General features: G+C 64.5%; 28 protein-coding genes. 18 read left to right on the top strand and 10 right to left on the bottom strand.

Going from position 1 to position 19,616, the window contains the following annotated elements:
* Positions 1 to 79 precede the first annotated feature (79 nt).
* Complete coding sequence (locus SG26_RS12940; RefSeq protein ID WP_050037776.1) at positions 80 to 931, top strand: translation initiation factor eIF-2B; 852 nt, start codon at positions 80 to 82, stop codon at positions 929 to 931.
* Between the two features lie 174 nt (positions 932 to 1,105).
* Entirely contained in the window at positions 1,106 to 1,327 is a 222-nt protein-coding gene (locus tag SG26_RS12935; RefSeq protein WP_014039935.1) for a hypothetical protein, read from the top strand.
* A gap of 13 nt (positions 1,328 to 1,340) precedes the next feature.
* Here the strand turns inward: SG26_RS12935 and SG26_RS12930 are convergent, their stop codons facing one another.
* Positions 1,341 to 1,535 carry a hypothetical protein gene (locus SG26_RS12930; RefSeq protein ID WP_014039934.1) on the bottom strand — a complete coding sequence of 65 codons (195 nt, stop codon included), beginning with the start codon at positions 1,533 to 1,535 and terminating at the stop codon, positions 1,341 to 1,343.
* Positions 1,536 to 1,660: 125 nt separating this feature from the next.
* Positions 1,661 to 2,395, bottom strand: coding sequence for a proteasome assembly chaperone family protein (locus SG26_RS12925; RefSeq protein WP_050037775.1), 735 nt, complete (start codon positions 2,393 to 2,395; stop codon positions 1,661 to 1,663).
* A 158-nt stretch (positions 2,396 to 2,553) separates the two neighbouring features.
* Here SG26_RS12925 and SG26_RS12920 point away from each other — a divergent pair, with 158 nt between their 5' ends.
* The gene (locus SG26_RS12920) at positions 2,554 to 3,603 is read left to right on the top strand and encodes a mechanosensitive ion channel family protein (RefSeq protein ID WP_050037774.1); all 1,050 of its coding nucleotides are present in this window, start codon (positions 2,554 to 2,556) and stop codon (positions 3,601 to 3,603) included.
* On the opposite strand, the gene SG26_RS12915 is transcribed toward SG26_RS12920, so the two are convergent.
* Together SG26_RS12915 and SG26_RS12910 are read right to left on the bottom strand one after the other, a co-directional pair.
* Positions 3,573 to 4,019 (bottom strand): universal stress protein, encoded by a 447-nt coding sequence (locus SG26_RS12915; protein ID WP_014039931.1) that lies wholly within the window; start codon positions 4,017 to 4,019, stop codon positions 3,573 to 3,575. The genes SG26_RS12920 and SG26_RS12915 overlap by 31 nt on opposite strands.
* A gap of 32 nt (positions 4,020 to 4,051) precedes the next feature.
* Positions 4,052 to 5,410 carry a bifunctional UDP-sugar hydrolase/5'-nucleotidase gene (locus SG26_RS12910; RefSeq protein ID WP_050037773.1) on the bottom strand — a complete coding sequence of 453 codons (1,359 nt, stop codon included), beginning with the start codon at positions 5,408 to 5,410 and terminating at the stop codon, positions 4,052 to 4,054.
* A gap of 72 nt (positions 5,411 to 5,482) precedes the next feature.
* Between SG26_RS12910 and SG26_RS12905 the strand changes: the two genes are divergently transcribed.
* The 7 genes from SG26_RS12905 (at position 5,483) to SG26_RS12875 (ending at position 9,303) form a co-directional block, all read left to right on the top strand.
* Positions 5,483 to 5,722 carry a DUF5816 domain-containing protein gene (locus SG26_RS12905; protein WP_014039929.1) on the top strand — a complete coding sequence of 80 codons (240 nt, stop codon included), beginning with the start codon at positions 5,483 to 5,485 and terminating at the stop codon, positions 5,720 to 5,722.
* 124 nt (positions 5,723 to 5,846) lie between these two features.
* Positions 5,847 to 6,179, top strand: a complete 333-nt coding sequence (locus SG26_RS12900) for a hypothetical protein (RefSeq protein WP_050006866.1) — start codon at positions 5,847 to 5,849, stop codon at positions 6,177 to 6,179.
* Between the two features lie 24 nt (positions 6,180 to 6,203).
* Positions 6,204 to 6,737 carry a mechanosensitive ion channel domain-containing protein gene (locus SG26_RS12895; protein WP_050037772.1) on the top strand — a complete coding sequence of 178 codons (534 nt, stop codon included), beginning with the start codon at positions 6,204 to 6,206 and terminating at the stop codon, positions 6,735 to 6,737.
* A gap of 66 nt (positions 6,738 to 6,803) precedes the next feature.
* Positions 6,804 to 7,718: a metal-dependent hydrolase gene (locus SG26_RS12890; protein ID WP_050037771.1), complete on the top strand. Its 915-nt coding sequence runs from the start codon at positions 6,804 to 6,806 to the stop codon at positions 7,716 to 7,718.
* A gap of 60 nt (positions 7,719 to 7,778) precedes the next feature.
* Positions 7,779 to 8,399, top strand: coding sequence for a hypothetical protein (locus tag SG26_RS12885; protein ID WP_050037770.1), 621 nt, complete (start codon positions 7,779 to 7,781; stop codon positions 8,397 to 8,399).
* Positions 8,396 to 9,055 (top strand): hypothetical protein, encoded by a 660-nt coding sequence (locus SG26_RS12880; RefSeq protein ID WP_014039924.1) that lies wholly within the window; start codon positions 8,396 to 8,398, stop codon positions 9,053 to 9,055. Before SG26_RS12885 ends, SG26_RS12880 begins: the two co-directional genes overlap by 4 nt.
* A gap of 47 nt (positions 9,056 to 9,102) precedes the next feature.
* The gene (locus SG26_RS12875) at positions 9,103 to 9,303 is read left to right on the top strand and encodes a dodecin (protein ID WP_004593332.1); all 201 of its coding nucleotides are present in this window, start codon (positions 9,103 to 9,105) and stop codon (positions 9,301 to 9,303) included.
* Here SG26_RS12875 and SG26_RS12870 read toward each other — a convergent pair whose 3' ends face one another.
* Positions 9,304 to 9,678, bottom strand: a complete 375-nt coding sequence (locus SG26_RS12870; RefSeq protein ID WP_004516609.1) for an iron-sulfur cluster assembly accessory protein — start codon at positions 9,676 to 9,678, stop codon at positions 9,304 to 9,306. It abuts the gene before it with no gap.
* Between the two features lie 100 nt (positions 9,679 to 9,778).
* Complete coding sequence (hisD, locus tag SG26_RS12865; RefSeq protein WP_050037769.1) at positions 9,779 to 11,050, bottom strand: histidinol dehydrogenase; 1,272 nt, start codon at positions 11,048 to 11,050, stop codon at positions 9,779 to 9,781.
* 77 nt (positions 11,051 to 11,127) lie between these two features.
* Between hisD and SG26_RS12860 the strand changes: the two genes are divergently transcribed.
* Positions 11,128 to 12,054, top strand: a complete 927-nt coding sequence (locus SG26_RS12860; RefSeq protein ID WP_050037768.1) for a hypothetical protein — start codon at positions 11,128 to 11,130, stop codon at positions 12,052 to 12,054.
* A 29-nt stretch (positions 12,055 to 12,083) separates the two neighbouring features.
* Here SG26_RS12860 and SG26_RS12855 read toward each other — a convergent pair whose 3' ends face one another.
* Together SG26_RS12855 and SG26_RS12850 are read right to left on the bottom strand one after the other, a co-directional pair.
* Complete coding sequence (locus SG26_RS12855) at positions 12,084 to 13,265, bottom strand: redox-regulated ATPase YchF (RefSeq protein WP_050037767.1); 1,182 nt, start codon at positions 13,263 to 13,265, stop codon at positions 12,084 to 12,086.
* 47 nt (positions 13,266 to 13,312) lie between these two features.
* Entirely contained in the window at positions 13,313 to 14,422 is a 1,110-nt protein-coding gene (locus SG26_RS12850) for a Gfo/Idh/MocA family protein (protein WP_050037766.1), read from the bottom strand.
* A 102-nt stretch (positions 14,423 to 14,524) separates the two neighbouring features.
* On the opposite strand from SG26_RS12850, the gene SG26_RS12845 reads away from it, so the two are divergent.
* Entirely contained in the window at positions 14,525 to 14,905 is a 381-nt protein-coding gene (locus SG26_RS12845) for a cyclic nucleotide-binding/CBS domain-containing protein (RefSeq protein ID WP_004962786.1), read from the top strand.
* 31 nt (positions 14,906 to 14,936) lie between these two features.
* On the opposite strand, the gene SG26_RS12840 is transcribed toward SG26_RS12845, so the two are convergent.
* Together SG26_RS12840 and SG26_RS12835 are read right to left on the bottom strand one after the other, a co-directional pair.
* Positions 14,937 to 15,650 (bottom strand): TIGR00266 family protein, encoded by a 714-nt coding sequence (locus SG26_RS12840; protein WP_050037765.1) that lies wholly within the window; start codon positions 15,648 to 15,650, stop codon positions 14,937 to 14,939.
* Between the two features lie 93 nt (positions 15,651 to 15,743).
* The gene (locus SG26_RS12835; RefSeq protein ID WP_050037764.1) at positions 15,744 to 16,712 is read right to left on the bottom strand and encodes a sugar phosphate isomerase/epimerase; all 969 of its coding nucleotides are present in this window, start codon (positions 16,710 to 16,712) and stop codon (positions 15,744 to 15,746) included.
* Positions 16,713 to 16,857: 145 nt separating this feature from the next.
* Between SG26_RS12835 and SG26_RS12830 the strand changes: the two genes are divergently transcribed.
* The 6 genes from SG26_RS12830 to SG26_RS12805 all read left to right on the top strand — a co-directional run bounded on the left by SG26_RS12830 (position 16,858) and on the right by SG26_RS12805 (position 19,604).
* Entirely contained in the window at positions 16,858 to 17,730 is an 873-nt protein-coding gene (locus SG26_RS12830) for a 3-hydroxyacyl-CoA dehydrogenase family protein (protein WP_050037763.1), read from the top strand.
* The gene (locus SG26_RS12825) at positions 17,727 to 18,326 is read left to right on the top strand and encodes a hypothetical protein (protein WP_014039916.1); all 600 of its coding nucleotides are present in this window, start codon (positions 17,727 to 17,729) and stop codon (positions 18,324 to 18,326) included. The genes SG26_RS12830 and SG26_RS12825 overlap by 4 nt, the downstream gene beginning before the upstream one ends.
* 72 nt (positions 18,327 to 18,398) lie before the next feature.
* Entirely contained in the window at positions 18,399 to 18,578 is a 180-nt protein-coding gene (locus SG26_RS12820) for an HVO_2753 family zinc finger protein (RefSeq protein ID WP_004516620.1), read from the top strand.
* Between the two features lie 2 nt (positions 18,579 to 18,580).
* Entirely contained in the window at positions 18,581 to 18,847 is a 267-nt protein-coding gene (locus SG26_RS12815) for an elongation factor 1-beta (protein WP_004593354.1), read from the top strand.
* A 113-nt stretch (positions 18,848 to 18,960) separates the two neighbouring features.
* Positions 18,961 to 19,251 (top strand): 50S ribosomal protein L21e, encoded by a 291-nt coding sequence (locus SG26_RS12810; protein ID WP_004593356.1) that lies wholly within the window; start codon positions 18,961 to 18,963, stop codon positions 19,249 to 19,251.
* Positions 19,248 to 19,604, top strand: coding sequence for an RNA polymerase Rpb4 family protein (locus tag SG26_RS12805; RefSeq protein WP_008310086.1), 357 nt, complete (start codon positions 19,248 to 19,250; stop codon positions 19,602 to 19,604). Before SG26_RS12810 ends, SG26_RS12805 begins: the two co-directional genes overlap by 4 nt.
* Positions 19,605 to 19,616 lie beyond the last annotated feature (12 nt).

Below are 19,616 nucleotides of genomic sequence, written 5' to 3'. Positions count from 1 at the left end.
ACCCCTAATGTGAGACGGCGTTAAATGCTGTTCGACGGCGAGGGGAAGACACATATCGGTTCAACTCACAGCCACCGGTATGATAGACGAGACTGTCGAGGAGATCTCGGAGATGCAGACCCACAGTTCCTCCGTGGTCGCAGTCAAAGCCGCCCAGGCGCTCCGGGACCTGACTGACAGGGAGTACCCGACGGTCGAGGACTACCTCCGCTCGCTCGACCGGAACAGCAGCGCCCTCCGGCGGGCGAACCCCTCCCATGCCTCCCTCCATACCACTCAGCACAAAATCGTGACCACTGTCTCGGATGCGGACCCCGACGATGTGGCGACTGCCAAGGAACTGACTACCGAGGCTATCGACGACGTTGTCGACTCGGTGGAGTCGTCGAAAGACCGCGCCGCTGCACGCGCCGTGTCGGAGATCGCCGACGACGACGTGCTGTTGACCCACGACTTCTCCTCGACGGTCCTTGCGGCCATCGACGACGCCATCGAGGCCGGCCACAGCTTCGAGGTGTACGTGACGGAGTCGCGACCACGCTTCCTCGGTCGAAAGATGACCCGCCACCTCTCTGACCGGGACGGCGTCGACGTCACGCTCATCGTCGACAGCGCCGCCGGGCACTTCATGCCAGAGGTCGACCGCGTGCTCGTCGGCATGGACTGCATCGTCGACGACACGCTGTACAACCGCATCGGCACCTATCCGATTGCAACGGCGGCGGCGGACAACGACGTGCCGGTGACGGTTGTCGGGGCCGCCGCAAAGTACGTTGACGGGGCCTTCGCCTTCGAAAACGAGATCCGGTCACCATCTGAGGTACTCCGGGAGCCCGCGGAGGGGTTCGAGGTCGCAAACCCGGCCTACGACGCCACGCCGACGCACCTGCTTGATACGGTCGTCACTGACGACGGAATCCACGAGTACTGATACTGTCGGCTGTAAGTCTGTGAAGAATTTCGCCACCCGGGGTGGCGAATATCTTAAAATAGTCACAGCCAACAGTATGAGGCGGACTACTGTTTTCCGCATCCGGCAAGGCGAGTCCCCGGCAACGGAAATCGGGGTCGAAGGTTCTTGTTGCTGGCAGTGAAGAAGCCACGTATGGACGACACTGCCCTCCTCCGCCAGACGATCCGTCGGTGTACCGCCGTACTCGTTGCAACGCTCGCCACCCTTGGAGTGAGTCTGCAGAGTTCTTCAGAAGCGGGTTTCTTGCTCATACTGGCCGTCGTCTCAGTGGTGTATCTCGTCGTTGAGTTCATCAAAGTGAATCCGCCCGCTGAGAGTCTTGACGGCTCCTCGTCTACAGAGGATGAGGAGTAATTACGTAGTGGTCCTACCGCTGTTGGACGACGGTGTCACAGTCCGGACACCGGAGCTGTAGACTGTGTTCCGTTGCTTCGGCTGTCCAGTCGCCCGTTACTGCGCTCTCGTGGCCGCAGTTGGGGCAAAACAGCGATGTCTTGGACCGCGTCTGTGGCGGTGGGTCTGAGTCGACCGCGCTAGTCGTATAGATTTCGGTGGAGGTCATCAAGGAAAGGAACGCGCTGTACGCTGAAAAAGGTGTCGGCGAAATGTTTTATTGTTCACGCACAATGTGGAATTGATATAGTTTTAATCCATGGGAATATGGACGAACGTTCCAAATTTTAGCAATTACATATACATTCGGTCATCCGGAAGTAGGTCGGTATCGGCAGCGTCCAGCCGTTCTGCGAGTGCCTGATAGTGGGCTTCGATATTCGCGGCAAAGGCCTCCAGCGGGCCGGTGTCGATCTGGATTGCATGGGTCTCTTTCAGCGCGGTGAGCAGTCTGATCGCGGCCGCGGCGTCGGGCGCTTGCGGATGCGTCGGCGTCGTGAACACGCCTGTCGGAAACGACTCATCGATACCTCGGGTGACAAGCTCCGCACTCAATCCGTCGAGGAACCCGTTCCCCATCGGTCTGATGGCGGTGTCGTCGAGATACGTTTCCTGGTACGCCGGCGTTGCGATGTAGAATGGGGCGTGGTCGTCCGGGCCGTGTGCGATGGGGACACCGGTGAGCATCGTCATGTTCGAAGCGTCCAGTTTTTGCCCAGCCGTCACGATTGCCTCAGCGAGCGACCCAGCCTGGGCCGGCGGCACGAACCGCTCACCGACTAAGACGGCAAACGATGCTGCTTCGTCGACATACAGCCGCGTGTGATGTCTCGGCGTTCCGTTCTCGAATGGGGTGATGAACGGCGGTTCCGGCGTCCGCAGATGGCCGACTTCGCGCATCGAATGCTGGTCGGCGAGATAATCGACGGCTGTGAGGCCGGCCAGACCGTACTCCGAGACGCCGACTGCCAGCGTATCGACCGGTGGTCGGTCGTCCGAGAGGACCACCGAGATGTCATCGGAAGACATGTTTTTTCAGACGGGCCGCGCGGGGTAATACTGTCGGCTGTACGTCTGTGAAGAATTTCGCCACCTCGGGGTAGCGGATGTCTTGAAATAGTTACAGCTGACAGTATAAGTAGTTCGGGAGGGGAACCCTTTTCTCGGGGCGGTGTCGATTCCATGGCATGCGTTTTGGCCCTGTCTGGCCCTTGCAGACACCCACTCCGACACCGACCGAAACCGCGACCGAAGTGGCTACCGACATCGGTGGGCTGTTGCCCTTCGATATTCCGATGTGGGTGGTGAACATCGGGGAGTCCCTGATCGTCGTCGGGCTGGCAATCGTCGTTTCAAGGCTTCTCGTCCGCCTACTCGGGCGACGTGTCGCCCAGCAGTTCCGGCGGCCAAGTCTCACCCGAACGGCACTGCGCGGCATCCGTGCCAGTGTGTATATCTTCGCGTTGTTGACCATTCTGAACATCTACGGCTTGCGGCTAACGGATATCGGTCTGTCCGTCGCTATCTTCTCGGCCGTGGTTGGTGTCGTGCTCGCCCCGATCCTCGGCAGTTACATCTCCGGCATGTTCCTGCTGGCCGACCAGCCCTACGAGATCGGTGATATGATCGAACTCGCCGACACTGGCCAGCGAGGCTTCGTCGAGGACATCACGCTCAGACACACGAAGATGTTCACGCTCGACAATACGTTTCTCGTCATCCCCAACGGGGAGATCCGCCAGCGGGACGTTATCAATTACTCGGCGGAGGACTCACGGACACGGCTGTCACTCGACGTCCTAGTCACGTACGAGAGTGACATCGCCGCCGCGCGGACCCTCATCGAAGCGGCGGCTCGGGAAGTTGACAACGTTATCTCCGGCGGGCCGGACATCCGCGTCGGCGCGGCTCGATACCCCGCCTCGCCGACTGTGTACATCAACAACTTCGCAGACCACGGCGTGTTGCTGACGCTCCGGTACTGGGTGACTGAACCGTACAAACTGCTCGCCGCACGTTCGAGGGTCCAGACGAACGTCTGGCGACGGCTCGAAGACGCAAACGTCGAAATCGCCTACCCGCACTCGCACCTGTACTTCGACGACACCAGCGGGGAGATGAACGTCTCACTCAACGACGGACTGAGCGGACTGAACAACGGTGGCCGGAGCCACACGGCCACTGGTGACTCTCCCGTCCCGCCGCGTCAGGACCCCGACGACCTCGCCGACGAGTGACGGCTAGACGGGGTATCCGGCTCGACGGTGACGATTTCGCAGTCGAGTTCCTCGCGAAGGAACTGTTCGACATCGGGGTCGTCAACCAACCGACGGATCATCTGTCGCCAGCGACTCGCCTGTTTGCTCCCGATGACGACAATGTCGGCGTCCTGTGCGGCGACCTCATCGAGAATCGTCTCTTCGACGAGCATCCCCGACCGGACGACGTACCGCGTCCGCGGGACGTGGCCGAACGACTGCTCGACGGCACGTTTGAGTTCCGTCCGGTCGACCCGGTGGCTGTTCTGGTAGAGATTAACGTGTAAGACGGTGAGGTCCGCGTCCTCCTCGTCGGCGATCTGAATGGCCTCCGCAAGCGTGGCTCGGGAGTTCTCCGAGAGCGGGTATCTGACTGGGACGACGACCTGTGGCATCGGCGAGATGTACCGTGCCGAGGTTTAAATCGCTAGCGACGAGTGAGTCGCCCGTCGACGGTCGGGGCGATATCCGTCTGGCGGACGTAATCGGCCAGCGCCTCGTACTGCACGTCGGCGACGCTGACACGGTGGGACTCGGTCAGGACCGGGAACTCCCGCTCAGTGTAGTAGAGGTAGTTGCTCGTCGCGAGCGTGTACGTCTCGGCCTCGCGGACCGGTCGCCCGTCCACCCGCAGTCGCTCGATAGTCTGCGTGTCGTCGTTCCAGATCAGTTCGACGCCGCTGAGGTGGGCGTGCCACCAGTCCGGTTCTCCGAACTCGACCTGTCTCCCGCTGCCCTGTCGACACAGCGTCCGGAGTTCCGAACCCGTCAGTTCAGCGACTGTCAGGGGTTCCTCGAAGGGGACGACCGAGACCATATCGCCGACCGTCAGCGCCCCGTCCAGCGGGACCGTGTCGTTCCGGAGGCCGCCGCTGTTCTGGAGGCCCACGTCCGCGCCCGTCGCCCATCGGTACGCGTCCGCGACGAGGTTGCCGAGGCGGCACTCGCCGCCGTAGGTCGTCGCCCTGCTCCGGTCCAGCGGTTCCTCGACGTGCCCGACGACCTCGTCGAGTCCTGCCGCAGAGAGTCTGTCCTCGATAGCCTCCGCGACGCGGTCGTCGATGGGACCGTCGGCAGTCTCGCGGAACTGCGCAGTCGGTTCCGGCCCACCGAGGTCGACCTCGACGACGGTCTTGCCGTTGGCTCCCGGTCTGGTGAGCAGCGTGCCGGCGACGCGGTCGATGCGGCGCTCGTGGACGTGCCCGCCGAGAATGGCGTCCACGTCGCAGGTGCGGGCCAGTTCCTCGTCGGTCCGGCCTAGATGTGAGAGCACGACAATAACGTCGGCCCCGTCCACTCGAAGCGCGGTGGCCGCCTCGGCGACGGCTTCGAGCGGGTCCGTGAACGTCAGCGTCGTCGCCTGTGGATTAGCTGCGGCCGTGTCGGGGTCGGTCACGCCGACGAAGCCGAGCTGTTTCCCGTCGACGGTCCGGCTCGCCCACGGCCGGGTCAGTCGTCGGGCGAACCGCTCGCCGTCCTGTTCGACGTTCGCAGTCAGCCACGTCTGGGGCGACCTGGCGATGATGTCCCGCGTCGCGTCGAGCCCGTGGTCGAAGTCGTGGTTGCCAAGCGTCTCGAACGCGGGTGTCAGCGCAGTAAAGAGGTCCAGCGACTGCTCGCCATCGGTGACCAGCGATAGCACCCCCGGACCGGTGTTGTCCCCAGTGCCGACCACCAGCGCATCCGGGCCGTCAGCGGCGGCCACTGTCCCCGCAAATCGCCCGATTCGCTCGGGTGTATCGTACGCTTTCTCCACGTCGGAGTACTGGATGATCCGGGGACTCACACCCACAGTTCAGGGGAACCAGTCATTAATGGTTTCCGCAGTGATTTAGCCGCTGGCCCGTCATGCGTACGTATGGACGCACTCGAAGGTCCCGACGGCGAGACGCTGTACGTCGACAGGAGCGACGGCGACATCGGCACGAAAGGCGCGTTTCACGTCGTCTACCGCGACGCCGACCGCGAGCGTCGCTGGGGCTATTTCTGTAGCAACTGTGAGACGTTCAACAACGCGATGGACTCGATGGGCCGCATCCGCTGTAACGACTGCTCGAACCTCCGCAAGGCTGAGGAGTGGGACGCGGCCCACGAGTAACAGTCGGGTCCGGGTGACAGACCCGTGCTGTTCCGCGTTTTTCGACGGCTGTGTCGCCGGCCGAACTGTCAGCCACATAGCTAGTGGGAACGTTTATCAGATAGCCGGTGGTACTGACTCTCAGATGGGGGCCGTTACCACATCACTCGACGAGCAGGCCCGGTCGATATTCGACGACCTCGGATACACCGTGTCGCGCACTGGCACCGAACTGCGAGCGGAACGCGACTGGCGCGTCGTCACTGTCTCAGTGCTCGACTCGCAGGACCCGATACCCGAGAGCGGCGACTTGCGCTGTTTCGTCACACGAACGGGCGAGGCAACGCACCTCAGCCGCCGTCTCACTCGACGAGACGTATCCTATGACTGGGCTGTCATCGGTATTACCGAGGACGGTGACTACGAGGTGGTCCGTCACCCCGGCGACACAACAATGTCGGCTGACGCCAACACTTAGGGGGCTCTCCGTCCACCATCCGGCGTGCAAGTCGGTGTCATCAATCGAGCGCTCGAACAGCTAGTCACGAACGTCGTCGACGCGCTCCCGCGTCTCATAACTGGGTTCGTCTTTCTCGTAATCGCCGCAGTGGGAATCAAAGCCATCATGGTCGTCGTACGGGCGGTTCTGAAGCGGTCGCTGCCCGGCGAGTCACCCGTCTATCGACAGTTTCTCGGGGTCATCGTGCTCGTGTTCCTGTGGTTCGGCGTGGCGCTCTCCTTCCTCTCTATCGTCGGCCTGACCGTCATCGCCGCGTCGCTGGGCACGGCGACCGGCTTCCTCGCGCTCGGCGTCTCCTACGCGCTCTCGGAGATGATCAAGGACGCCGTCGCTGGCGTCTACCTCCTCCGCGACCCCGACTTCAACCCAGGCGACACGATCACAGCCGGCGACACCACCGGTGAGGTGGCCGCCATCGAACTCCGGAAGACGCGGTTCCGGGTCGACGGCGATACTGTCGTCAGGGCTAACGCGGCCATCGAAGAACGCTGGACGAAAGTCGATTCCGAGGCCTGAGCGGGCCGAGGCCCGCGCTATCCCGTCACACATGGAGTTTAAGCGTATTGCCGTCGTACTCGGCGTATGTTCGTCGGGCACGCGCTGTTCGCGTTCGCCCTCGGAGGCCTCGCCGCGTGGTGGCTTGGACTCTCCCGCGAGCGTGCGGTCCAGTTGGGCGTCATCGCTGGCCTGTTCGCCGCGGTTCCCGACGTCGACATCGTCTACGCCCCCTTCGGGCTGCTCGTCGGAGCCGCCGAGAATCTGACGGCGGACGGCTTCTGGGAGACCGCGAACGTCGTCCACCGCGGGCCGACGCACTCGCTCCTGCTGGGGGCGGCACTCGCTGTCGCGGCCGGTCTCTGGGCGACCGAATCACGGCCCGCCCGAATTGCATCGCTGGCAATCGGCGTCGCAGCGACTGTTCTCACAGGCGTACTCAGCGGCCCCATCGCAGGACTCGTGATGCTCGTGTTCGTCCTGGCCGTGCTCGGTGTCGCCACGGTCGCACAGTCCCGCGATATCAGCCCCCGAACGGTGGCCGGGCTGGCCCTACTTGGACTGCTCACCCACCCGTTCGGTGACCTCTTCACTGGCGGCCCGCCCCCGTTCTTCTACCCCTTCGACGTGACCCTCGTCGCCGAGCGGGTGATACTCCACCCCGACCCGACCACGCACCTCCTGGCGGCGTTCGCTATCGAACTGGCGACGGTCTGGCTCGCCGTGTGGACCTACGTCCACCTCCGTGGATACACGCTGACCGAACTCGTCCGCCCCCGGGCAGCGCTGGGAATCGGCTACGGGGCGGCCGTCCTGTTCTTGCCCGCACCGACGCTCGAACGGTCGGCGCACTTCGTGTTCAGCGTCCTCGCACTGGGCGTCGTCGGAGCGCCGACCCGGCCGTTCAGTGACGGCGTCGACTGGCTGGAGACCGTCGTGACGGGGCTGGCGGCGGTGACCATCGCTGCGCTCGCGTATGCCATGGCGTATGGGGCTATCTGAACAGCCCACGCCGCCGGCATCGGTCGATAGGGTTTTTCGAGTCGCGGCTCACCTGACACTATGAGCCGAGACGTAGCGCGGTTGCTCCGGGACAGGCGCGTCAACGCCCTCGCGGCGTGGTGCATCGTCGCCATGCTCGCCGCCGTTTCTGTGACGAGTGCTGTTCAGGCCGACGTGCTGTGGGCCGGGTTCGCGGCTGCCGTCGCGGCACTGGCGCTGTTTCCGCCGGTTCTATTGCGTAACCGGGACGCCATGCTCCCCTGGGAAATCCTTTTGCTTGCGGCGTCGCCCGTCGTTGGCCGTCTGTTTGCGACGCTCTCGCTGACCGGTAATCTCGCGACCTACCTCTCGGTCGCCGCCATCGCGCTCATCCTCGCCGTCGAACTCCAGCTCTTTACCCCCGTCCGGATGACGCCCCGGTTCGCCGTCGTCTTCGTCGCCATCACCACGATGGCCACCGCCGGCGTCTGGGCGGTCGTCCGCTGGGTGGCCGACCAGTTCTTCGGGACCACCTTCATCCTCGATCCGACGGTGTCAGAACACGCCATCGAGGAAGCGGTGATGTGGGAGTTCGTCGCGTCGACCATCGCCGGTATCGGCGCTGGCGTGGTTTTCGCGTACTACGTCCGACAGCAGGCCGGGACCAGTCGCGTCCCCGAGGAGGTCCAGCCGGACGTATGAAGGTCCGTGACCGCCTCCGAATCAGTCCGGCGACACAACAACTGCTCTCGCGAGCCCTGTCACTCGCACTCATCGGGCTCCTGGCGGTCGGTATCGAGCGGGGCAACGTCGGCATCATCGTCAATTCGGGCGTCGCAATCCTCGTCACACAACTCCCGGCGCTGCTGGAACGGGACTACGGCATCACGCTCGACCCCGCGCTGACGCTGTGGATTACGTCGGCGGCGTTCTTTCACGCACTCGGAACTGTCGGGTTGCCTGGGTCCGAAGAGAACTTCTACGTCACCATCTGGTGGTGGGACCACTTCACCCACGCCCTCTCGTCGTCGGTCGTCGCCGCGGTCGGATACACGACGGTCCGTGCGCTCGACGAGCACACCGACGAGATATCGATTCCCTCGCGGTTCATGTTCGTGTTCCTCCTCCTGTTCGTGATGGCCTTCGGCGTGCTCTGGGAGGTCATCGAGTTCTCAATTACGCTCGCCGCGTCGGCGACCGGGAACGACACGATTCTGACACAGTTCGGTCTCAGCGACACGATGCTCGACCTCGTGTTCGACGCTATCGGTGCCATCATCGTGGCAATCTGGGGGACCGCACACCTCACCGGCGTGGTCGGTCACGTCGAGACGTTGCTCGACCGGCAGTCTCAGTGACCTGTCCGTACTTTTATGACATGGACGTGTGAATCAATCTCACGCATATGGTTTTCAAGAAAATCACGCTGATCGGGACCAGTTCGGAAAGCTTCGACAAAGCCGCTGACGACGCCATCGAACGCGCGGAGGCGACACTTGACAATCTCAAGTGGGTCGAGGTGGAGGAACTCGGCGTCGAGATCGCCGGCGTCGAGGGCCGCGAGTACCAGGCCGAAGTCGTCGTGGCGTTCGAACTCGAAGAGTAGCTACGTCCGGAAGGACTCGCCACAACCGCATTCGCTGACCACGTTCGGGTTCTGGACGTGGAACCCGGCCCCCTGCAGGCCGCCCTCGTAGTCCAGTACCGACCCCTCGATGTAGTCGATGCTGGCGTCGTCGACGAACACGCGGAGCCCGTTTCGCTCGAACACTTCGTCGTCTTCCTCAGGTGCGTGTTCGAATCGCATCCCGTAGGAGAGTCCGGCACAGCCGCCCTGCTGGACGTACAGGCGAAGCCCGGATTCTTCGACGTCCATTCCCTCGCTTTCGAGGAGGTCCAGTGCCTCGCCCGCTGCCTGCTCGGTGACGGCTACGTCCTCGCCTCCGAGGTTCGGATCGCCGTCGTCCGCTGTGCTGCTCATACACAAGTATCCACGCCCGAACGTGTTAACAGTGACGCCGGTGGAACGGCTCGGAGGGATACGTCCTGAGTTGACCTGCGAGAAAGTCCCAGGAACCGCTTTACTCCTCGAACCGTTTGCGGACGCTCTCGGCATGGGCTTCCAGCCCTTCGGCTTCGGCGAGGGTCGTAATCGTATCCGCAATGTCGTCCAGTGAATCCTCGGAGAGCCGCTGGACCGTCGTCGACCGGACGAACGTGTCCACGGAGAGGCCGCCGGTGACCCGCGCGTTACCGCCGGTCGGCAGGACGTGGTTCGTCCCGGTGGCGTAGTCGCCCGCCGCAACAGGGCTGTACGGGCCGAGGAACACGGACCCGGCGGACGGGAGTCGCTCCAGCAAGGCCTCGTCGTTGTCGGCCTGAATCGAGAGGTGCTCGGCGGCGTACTCCTCAGCGAAGAGGACGGCTTCGCTCATCGAGCGAGCGAGCAACACGCCGGAGGCGTCGTTGTCCAGTGCGGCGCGGATAACCGCCTCGCGCTCGCGACCGTCAGCCTGTTCGTCGACGGCGGTGGCGACCTGGTCGGCGAGGCCTTCGTCGTCGGTGACGGCGACGACGGAGGCGTTCTCGTCGTGTTCTGCCTGTGCAACGAGGTCGGCCGCGACGAGTTCCGGGTCCGCGTTGCCGTCAGCGACGACCATGATTTCGGAGGGACCGGCGAGGAAGTCGATGGCAACGTCGCCACGGACCTCGGCCTTCGCCGCTGTGACCCAGCGGTTGCCGGGGCCGACGACGATGTCCGTCGCGCTGACCGTCTCGGTCCCGTAGGCCAGCGCCGCGATGGCCTGTGCGCCGCCGACCTGGTAGACGGCGTCAGCGCCAGCGACGTGGATGGCGGCCAGCGTGACGGGGTTGACCTCCTCGGCTGGCGGGGTGGCGACGGCGACGTGCTCGACGCCGGCGACCTTCGCCGGGATGACGCCCATCAGCGCGCTGGAGGGGTACGCCGCCGTGCCGCCGGGCGCGTACACGCCGGCGCTGTCAAGCGGCCGGTACCGCCGACCGAGTTCCCGCCCCTCGAAGTCGTCGCGCCAGTCCTCGGGGACCTGTCGCTCGTGGAACGCGCGGATGTTCGCCGCGGCGTCCTCGATAGCGTCGCACACGTCGTCGTCGATTTCTTCGTAGGCTCGCTCGGCGGCGTCCGTGATGTCGATGTTGCCCACCGACACGTCGTCGAACTCCTCGGCGAAGCGCCGGAGCGCCACGTCGCCCTCCTCGTGGACCTGCGAGACAATATCGCGTACATCGTCTCTGACGGCGTCGACACCGGCGTCGCGGTCGAAGAAAGCGGCCCGTTCGTCGGGCCCCAGGTCGGCTATCGTCCGTACGTTCATACACCTGATTCGGGGCGGGGTAAAAAACGGGTTTCCCTTCTCGTCACCGTTTTCCGGCACTCGGACATACACCGCCTATGGCCTCACTCGACGACCACCGTCGCCGGACGACCGACCTCCCTCCGGCGACGACCGAGTATTTCGCGCCCGAACTGGCGACTATTGATAGCTATCTGGAGACCGTCCCACCAACTATCGACACGGCGGCCGGCGACGCCGCAGTCGGCCCAATACACACCATCCCGTGGTTCTACGTGGCCGACCTGACCGGCTGGCGCGGCGGCACGCTCGCCCGGCTGCTGGCTGCAGAGCGAGACGCCGTCTGCTACGAACTCTCGGCTGGCGCTGCGGACGCGCTTCCGGCCCTGTGGTCTCTCATCGACGAGAGCGGCGACGGTCCCGTCGTGCTCCATCTGGAACTCCAGGGCGAGGGCGGGCGGATTGTGCGCACGCTTCGGGAGGCGCTCCGGCGCGGCTACGAGCACGTTCCAGACGGCTGGGACGAGCCGGTGCGCGGCGAACCGGCGAACTTCCACGTCGTCTTCACCGACACGAACCCCTCGAAGCGCCTGTCTGTACCACTGCCCGCTGCAACCACGCCCACCACTGGTGCTGTCCTCTCGTATGCGCCGCGCCGGAGTATGCTCCCGGAACGGCCCGACGGGACGACCGTCCTCTCGGACCCGCCAGCGCTGCACGACCGCGAGGCCGAACTGGAGGGGTTCCTGCTGGCTGCGCTGGCTGGCTACGGTGACGACGACGCCAGACAGCAGTACGTCGACAACGCCGTCGAAATTCTGTCGATAACCCATTCGCTCATCGGGAAGCGTGACCTGCTGTTCGACGTGTCGCCGCGGCTGGCGCTGAAGTACGGAAATCTGCTGGACAGGCTTTCAGTCGGTGCGGCGACGGAACGACTCGGACGCGACGTGCTCGGGCAGGTGCCACAGAGCCCCGGGAGCGAAGACATTCGGGCGACGTTACAGGACTTGCTGCCGGAGTAAGAGTGAGAGAGTGGTCGTGAGCCAAGCGCTCAGTTCGCGTCGCTGACGATTTTGATGACCGCTCCCTCCTCAAGTTCCGTCTCATCGCTGATGCGCCGGTTCTCACGGGCGTCGACGGCGTGGATGTACCCGTCGCCGATGTCCGAGTGGACGGCGTAGGCGAGGTCTTTGGGCGTTGCGCCCTGGCGCAGCAGGAACGCGTCGGGGAGGACGTTCTCCTGGCCGTCGGTCCAGTGCGTTTCGTTCTGGACGGGGTAGGCCGTCAGATGGTTGAGCAGATCGTAGACGGCGGTGTCAAGGGAGCCCTGGACGCCGGTGCCGCCGTACTCCTCCATGACGCCGCGGATGCGGTTCAGCCCCTCGCGTTGCTGGTCGCTCACGTCGCCGACAATGTCGAAGTCCGGGTCGCCCGGGTCGTAGTCGATGACGCCAGCCTGTGCGGCGTTGCGCAACGCGAGTTCGCCGTCGGCGGTCGCGGGCACGACCACGTCGGCGGCTTCCTGCAGGGCTTCGATGTTTCCCTCCGGAGCGATATCGGCCTTGTTCGCGACGACGACGAGCGGCTTCGTCCGCTGGCGTATCTCTGTCGCCAGTGCTTCGCGGTGCTCGTCGGTCCAGGCGATGGGGTCCTCGGGGTACTCCAGGTCCCGCAGGGTGCGGGCCACGTCGAGTTCAGAGGCCCCGACGCCGGCCAGCATGTCCACGAGCGACTCGTCGAGCTTGAAATCCGGCGAGCGGGACTGGCGTTCGATGGACTCCCAGTTTCGCTTGACGATGCTGGCGAGCCACAGGTCCATCTCCGCCTCGACGAAGTGCACGTCCTCGACGGGGTCGTGCTCGCCGACCTCGACCGGTTCGCCCTCGGCGTCGGTCCCGCCGGAGGCGTCGACGACGTTGAGAATTACGTCGGCGGTCGACAGCTCGTCGAGGAACTGGTTGCCGAGGCCGCGGCCCTCGTGTGCGCCGGGGACGAGGCCGGCCACGTCGATGAGCTCCACCGGGACGTAGCGCTTGCCGTCCCGGCAGTTATCGTCACCACAGCGTTCCTCCCGGTCGAGACAGGGGCAGTCCGTTCGGACGTGGCTGACGCCGCGGTTGGCGTCGATGGTCGTGAACGGGTAGTTTCCGACGTCGACGTCGGCCATCGTGGCCGCCTTGTAGAAAGTAGACTTGCCGGCGTTCGGCTTCCCGGCCAGCGCGATAGAGAGCATGGCAGGACCTACCAGTGGCCGCCGAAAGGGGGTTTCGGTTCGCGGCCCTACAGGCTGACCCGCTCGCCGCGGTCGTCACTTTGTTCGATGGCGTCGAGGACTCGCTGTGCGGCGAGGCCGTCGGCGAAGGACGGCTCCTGTTGCCTGCCATCGGCCACGGCTGAGAGGAACTCGTAATTCTCGTGGACGAACGTGTGCTCCCAGCCGATGACGTGGCCGGGGGGCCACCAGTGGTCGACGTAGGGGTCGTCTTCGTCGGTGATAAGCACCTGCTGGAAGCCGCGGTCGCCCTCGGTCAGCACCTGCAGTTCGTTCAGCCGTTCGAGGTCGAACTTGATCGCGCCCTTCGACCCCTCGATTTCGATGGTGTGGGCGTTCTTGTGGCCGTTGGCGACGCGGGAGGCCTCCAGCGTTCCCATCGCGCCGCTGTCGAACGAAAGCTGTGCGCTGTAGGCGTCATCGACAGTCACCTGTCGCGTCTCGTCGCTTCCCTCCACGGGGCGCTCCTCGGTGAACGTCTGGAGGTGGCCGCTCACGTCGGTTATCTCGCCGGCGGCGTCGCCAAGCAGGAACCGGGCCAGGTCCACCGTGTGCGAGCCGAGGTCCCCGAGCGCCCCGCTGCCGGCCATCTCCTCGTCGTTGCGCCAGGACCACGGGGCCTCGGGGTCGACCAGCCAGTCCTGAAGGTACTGCCCGCGGAAGTGGTGAATCTCCCCGAGGACGCCGTCGTCGATGAGCCCCTTCGCGTACTGGATGGCCGGGACGAACCGATAGTTGAACGCCGCGCCCGCGGGCACGCTGGCGTCCGCGGCGGTCTCGGCCATTTCTTCGGCCATATCGAGCGTGGGCGCGAGCGGTTTCTCACAGAACGTCGGCGTCCCGGCCTCCAGCGCTGCGATAGACGGTTCGGCGTGGACGTGGTTCGGGCCGAGGTTGTAGAACACGTCCACCTCGTCGACGACGTCCTGCCAGTCGGTCGCGGTCCGGTCGAAGCCGAACTGGTCGGCCGCGTCGGCCAGCGCGTCCTCGTCGCGGCCGACGAGCACGTCCTTGTTGACGGCGGGCGCTTCGGGGAAGAACATGGGCAGGCGGTCCAGCGCGTTTGCGTGGGCCTTGCCCATGAAGCGGTAGCCGAGCATACCGATATCGAGGGTCATAGCCGGCTGTTCACTCGGAGCCGAAATAACGCTCATGGTGACGGCAGGGCAGCGGGCCGCCCCGAGGGAAAAGCCAAAACCGGATGCCCGTGTTGATACTCCATGGCCACTGAAACGACCGTTCGTATCGAGGATATCATGTCGACGCCGTTAGAGACGATTTCTGCCGACGAAACCGTCAAAGCGGCCGCGACGCAGATGCAAGCGCAGAACATCAACGGCATCTTCGTGCCGGGGGCAGAGGCGGGTATCATCACCACCACCGACATCGTTGATGCCGTCGCAAGCGGGAAGGACCTCTCGTCGGCGACCGTCGGCGACGTGATGACGTCGCCGGTCGAGCGGGTGACGACCTCTCTCGAACTCGGCGAGGCCGCCGCGATGATGACGACCTACGACATCAAGCACCTCCCCGTCATCGACGAGCATCAGGACTACGTCGGCATGGTGTCGTCGACGGATATCACGCAAGCACTCTCCTGAACGCGGCTGTTCTCCAGCGGACTTCCGACAGTCAGATGAAGTCGTCAAGACCGGACGCATCACCGTCGTTGTCACCCGTTCCGGGCAGCGCGTCAGCGATAGCCGAGGTAAACGAGCCGAGGCCGCGCGTCTGATACCAGACCGTTCCGGGGCCGGTGAAGTCCATCACGAGGCCCTCGCCGCTGAGCAGCGTCGACTTCAGCCCGCCGACGCGGTGGGCGTCAAAGTTGACTGACTCCTCCCAGGCGACGACGTGGTCGTTGTCGATTGTGTAGGACTCGCCGGCGTCGAGTTCGACGGTTTCCAGCCCGCCGAAGGCCTCAATGAGGACGTTTCCGGTCCCTTTCAGCGCCAGCGGCGTGATGCTCGCGCCGGCCAGCATCGACTTGATGCCGCCGAACTCCGAATCGATGTCGATATCCGGGTCGGCTGCGAGGAACGCCCCGTCGACGGCGTACAGCGTCTCGCCAGTGAGTTCGTGATGGTGTACGTCGCCCGGTGTCGGCGGCGCGAGGGTCAGGGTGCCCGAACCGCCCTGCGCGGTGAACTCGTTCGCTAGGAGCGACTCACCGCCGAGCATCGACTTCGCGGAGCTGAGGAGGCCGTCCCGGCTGGTCGTCGTCTCGATCTCGATGGTCGGCGAGTGGCTGACCATCGCGCCGGGTTCCGCGAGTATCGATTCGCCGCTGTCGAGCGCAACGCGGACGTGCGTGTACGAGGGCTTGTGTGTGAGTTCGATGTCCATAAGTGTCACTGGATACGGTAGTCCAGTCGTAGTATCACACAGACACTATATAAGCGTAAGTGCCAGAAACGGTCGTGCTGGTGGCCGTATCGGCTACTCCGCCCAGTAGGCGTCGCCGGGCTGGGTCTCGAAGACGGCGCGGTCGAGCACGTCGACGGCCTTCTCCAGTCCCTCGCGTGCGCTAGTGAGTGAGTCCTCGTGTTCGATGGAGAGCGCACCGTCGTAGCCGACCATCCGCAGCGTCGACACCACATCCTTCCAGTGGGATTCGTCGTGCCCATAGCCGATAGAGCGGAACAGCCACGACCGGTCCGCTTCGTCTGTGTACGGCGCGGTGTCTAGCACGCCCTTCTCCCGGGCGTTTGACTCGTACACCTTCGTGTCCTTGGCGTGGAAGTGGTGGATGGCGTCGTGCTCGCCGAGCAGGCGGATGGCCTCGGTCACATCGATGCCCTGCCAGTATAGATGCGACGGGTCGAAGTTCGCGCCGATTCGGTCGTTCGTCCGCCTGCGGAGTTCGAGCAGCCCGCGGGGTTCGTACACCAGCATATTGGGATGCATCTCGATGGCGATGTCCACGTCGTGTGCGCCGGCGTGGGCCGCGAGGTCCGACCAGTACTCGTCGGCGACGCGCCACTGGTACTCGTGGGCGTCGGCGTGTTCGGTCGGCCACGGCGCGGTGATCCAGTTCGGCACCTCGTCGTTCGGGCCGCCGGCAGGCAGGCCAGAGAACCCCGTAACGGTGTTCACGTCGAGCTGGTCGGCCAGCCGGATCGCTTCCCGGAGTTCCCGGTCGGCCTCGGCGGCCTGGTCGTCGTCGGGATGGAGCGGATTGTTGTGGGTCGCCAGCGCGCTCACCCGAAGGTCGTGCTCGTCGAGCAGGTCGTGCAGTTCGGCCTGTTTGTCCTCGTTGTCGAGATACGCTTGCCTGTCGAGGTGGTCGTCGCCGGGCCAGCCGCCACAGCCCAGTTCGACCGCATCGACGCCCAGGTCGCCGAGGTACGCCAGCGCCTCGTCAAGCGACTGTCCGCCCAGTGGAACCGTCAGTACACCGATATCCATGGCCGGCGATACAACCGGTGTTGTAAAAAAACGTACCGCCGGCCCCACGGCCCACCTGTCTGGTCAGCAAGCGACACGGACCGGAGACGGGACCATGACAGACGGTGGCGTAAAGGCTTAACCCGGAGCGTACAGTGGTTTAGTCATGATTGTGGCCGTACTCGGTACCGGACGACGAGGGCGGGATATCGCACAGCGATGTGTCCGTGCGGGCCACGAGGTACGTCTACGGGGGACGGATGCGACGGACGTGATGGACCGCGTCGACGAGATCCGGCACGCACTCAACGGGGATGTTTCGGCCGGTATCGACGGAACCACGGGACTCGAAAGCGCCGTCAGCGGCAGCGGTATCGTCATCGACGCGACCGACGGTGGGACGGACAGCCACCGAGAAGTGGTCGCCGAAACTGAGACGATGGTCGAGGATGAGACGCTCATCGCCGTCAGCGACACGTCGATGTCGGTGACCGCAGTCGCGACCGGCCTGCGGAGCCCGAACCGGGCCGTCGGCCTCAACCTCGCTGACCCGCCGGACGGCGCTATTGTCGAGGTGGTCATCGCCGAACAGACGACGGCGGCGACCCGCGACCGAGTCACCGACTTCGTCGAGAGCCTGGACGCGTCGCCGGTCGTCGTCCGCGACACGCCGGGATTTGCCGCGCTACGCCTCGAACTCGCTACCATTGCCGAAGCTGTTCGGATGGTCGAGGACGGCGTCGCGGGGATTCGAGATATCGACCGCACGTTCGAGCGTGGCGATTCAGACCGCGACGGGCCACTCGTCCGGGCCGACCGCCACGGGCTGGAAACAGTGCTAACCGCGCTCGAAGACCTCGCCGACCGGCTCGACGAGCGGTTCGAACCACCAGCGTTGCTCCGCCGGAAGGTCGAGGACGGACAGCGAGGCGCTGTCGCCGGCGAGGGGTTCTACGTCTGGGAAGACGGTACCCCGACGGCCGGTGCCGAACCGGACCCGGACGTCCCAACGCGAGATAGCGAGCCCGAGTTCAGATGAGCCAGTCGAACCGCCCTCCGGTCGAACCGGATGGAGATGACGACGAATTTGCGGCCCTGTTCGACGAACTTCAGGAGCTGGAACAGCTCGTCGACTCCGAAGACGAGCGACGGCAGGTCCGGGACGCGATGCGCGCGGCCGCGGATTCCCAGGACCACGAGCCAGCGACCTTCGGCCGGGTCGTCTGGGGCTTCGGCCGGTCCGACCTCGCGGAGGCGCTGCTCGGCTCGCTGCTGTTCGGGATTCCCATGGCTGTCGAGGGCGGGACAGTCGACGCCGGGCTACACATCGCCCAGCACCCGCTGTATCTCGCCGCGACAGTCGCTATCGCTGTCGGGCTAGTCATCTCCATTCTGTACGTGGCCGAGTTTCAGGACGTTCGGGTGGCGAACCCGATTTTCGGATTCATCCCGCGGCGACTCGTCGGCGTCACCGGGACGGCACTCGTCGTCTCCGTCGCGCTGCTTACTGGCTGGGGGCTGGTCGAGTGGTCGACCGAGCCTGCGGTCGTCTACGAGTCGGCCTGCATCTGTGCCGTGGCGTTCGTCCCCATGGCAATCGGCGCTGCGCTCGGGGACATCCTGCCCGGGAACTAGGGCCATGGCAGTCACTCGCGGTGGCGGTCGCGTTTGGCAATCGTTAAAAGCCGCGGTCGGATACGGAGTGGTATGAGCGAGAGCCAACAGAAACAGGCGCGCAAGTGCGTCTCGTGTGGCATCAACATCGCCGGCACGAACGCCGCCGCGTTCAAGTGCCCGGACTGTGGACAGCAGATCTACCGCTGTGCCACCTGCCGGAAGCAGAGCAACCTCTACAAATGCCCGGACTGCGGCTTCATGGGGCCATAACAATGGGGAAAGTAGCAGCCAAGATCAAGGTCATGCCGGAAAGCCCCGAAGTCGACCTCGACGACCTGCAGGAGCGTCTCGAGGGCGTGCTTCCGGAAGGAACGAAGATCAACGGGTTCGAGCGCGAGGACGTCGCGTTCGGCCTCGTCGCGCTGACGCCGACAGTCATCGTCCCTGACGACACCGGCGGGACGGAAGCCGTCGAAGAGGCCTTTGCGAACGTCGATGACGTCGAGTCGGTCTCCGTCGAGAGCACCGGCCGCCTGTAATCGACTCACCGCTGTAGTTTTCCACTCGGGTCTGTAGCGACTGCAAGAGCGTGACCAGCGACGGTCGCGGAACGCACGTTTTATTAGGGCGACCGGATTAGCGAGGAGCAAGAATGCCTAGTTCAAACGGACCCCTCGAAGGAACACGAGACAAGCTCAAGAACAAGCCCCGCGACCGCGGCACCTCGCCGCCACAGCGCGCCGTCGAAGAGTTCGACGACGGCGAGAAAGTCCACCTCAAGATCGACCCGTCAGTGCCGAACGGCCGCTTCCACCCGCGGTTCGACGGCCAGACCGGAACCGTCGAAGGGAAGCAGGGTGACGCGTACAAGGTCGACATCGTCGACGGTGGCAAGGCGAAGACCATCATCGTCACCGCTGCGCACCTGCGCCGGCAAGAATGACGATATTCAAAGAGAAGGTCAGTGAGGAGTTCCTGACGGTCGCGGAGACCAAGGAGATACTCGAAGACCTCGAGATGGAGCGGGCGGCCGAGGAGGACCGCGAGATGCGCTACGAGCTCAAGCGGGCTATCGAGCACGTCAACCGCTTTGCCGTCCTCGACCCCGAGGAGTCGCTGCAGCTGGTCGAAGACCTCGAAGAGCTCGAAAAGGTCGATACGCCGACGGCCTACAAGATCGCGAACCTGCGGCCGCTGGACCGCGACGAGCTCCGCGCCGTGTTCGCCAAGGAGCGGTACACGCTCGATGGCGACGAACTCGACGAGATTCTCAACATCGTCAAGCAGTACGCGTAGCGAGGACAATCG

Origin of the sequence: Haloarcula sp. CBA1115, assembly GCF_000827835.1 — an archaeon.
GTDB lineage: Archaea > Halobacteriota > Halobacteria > Halobacteriales > Haloarculaceae > Haloarcula > Haloarcula hispanica.
This window is presented reverse-complemented; position numbering and strand designations above follow the sequence as displayed.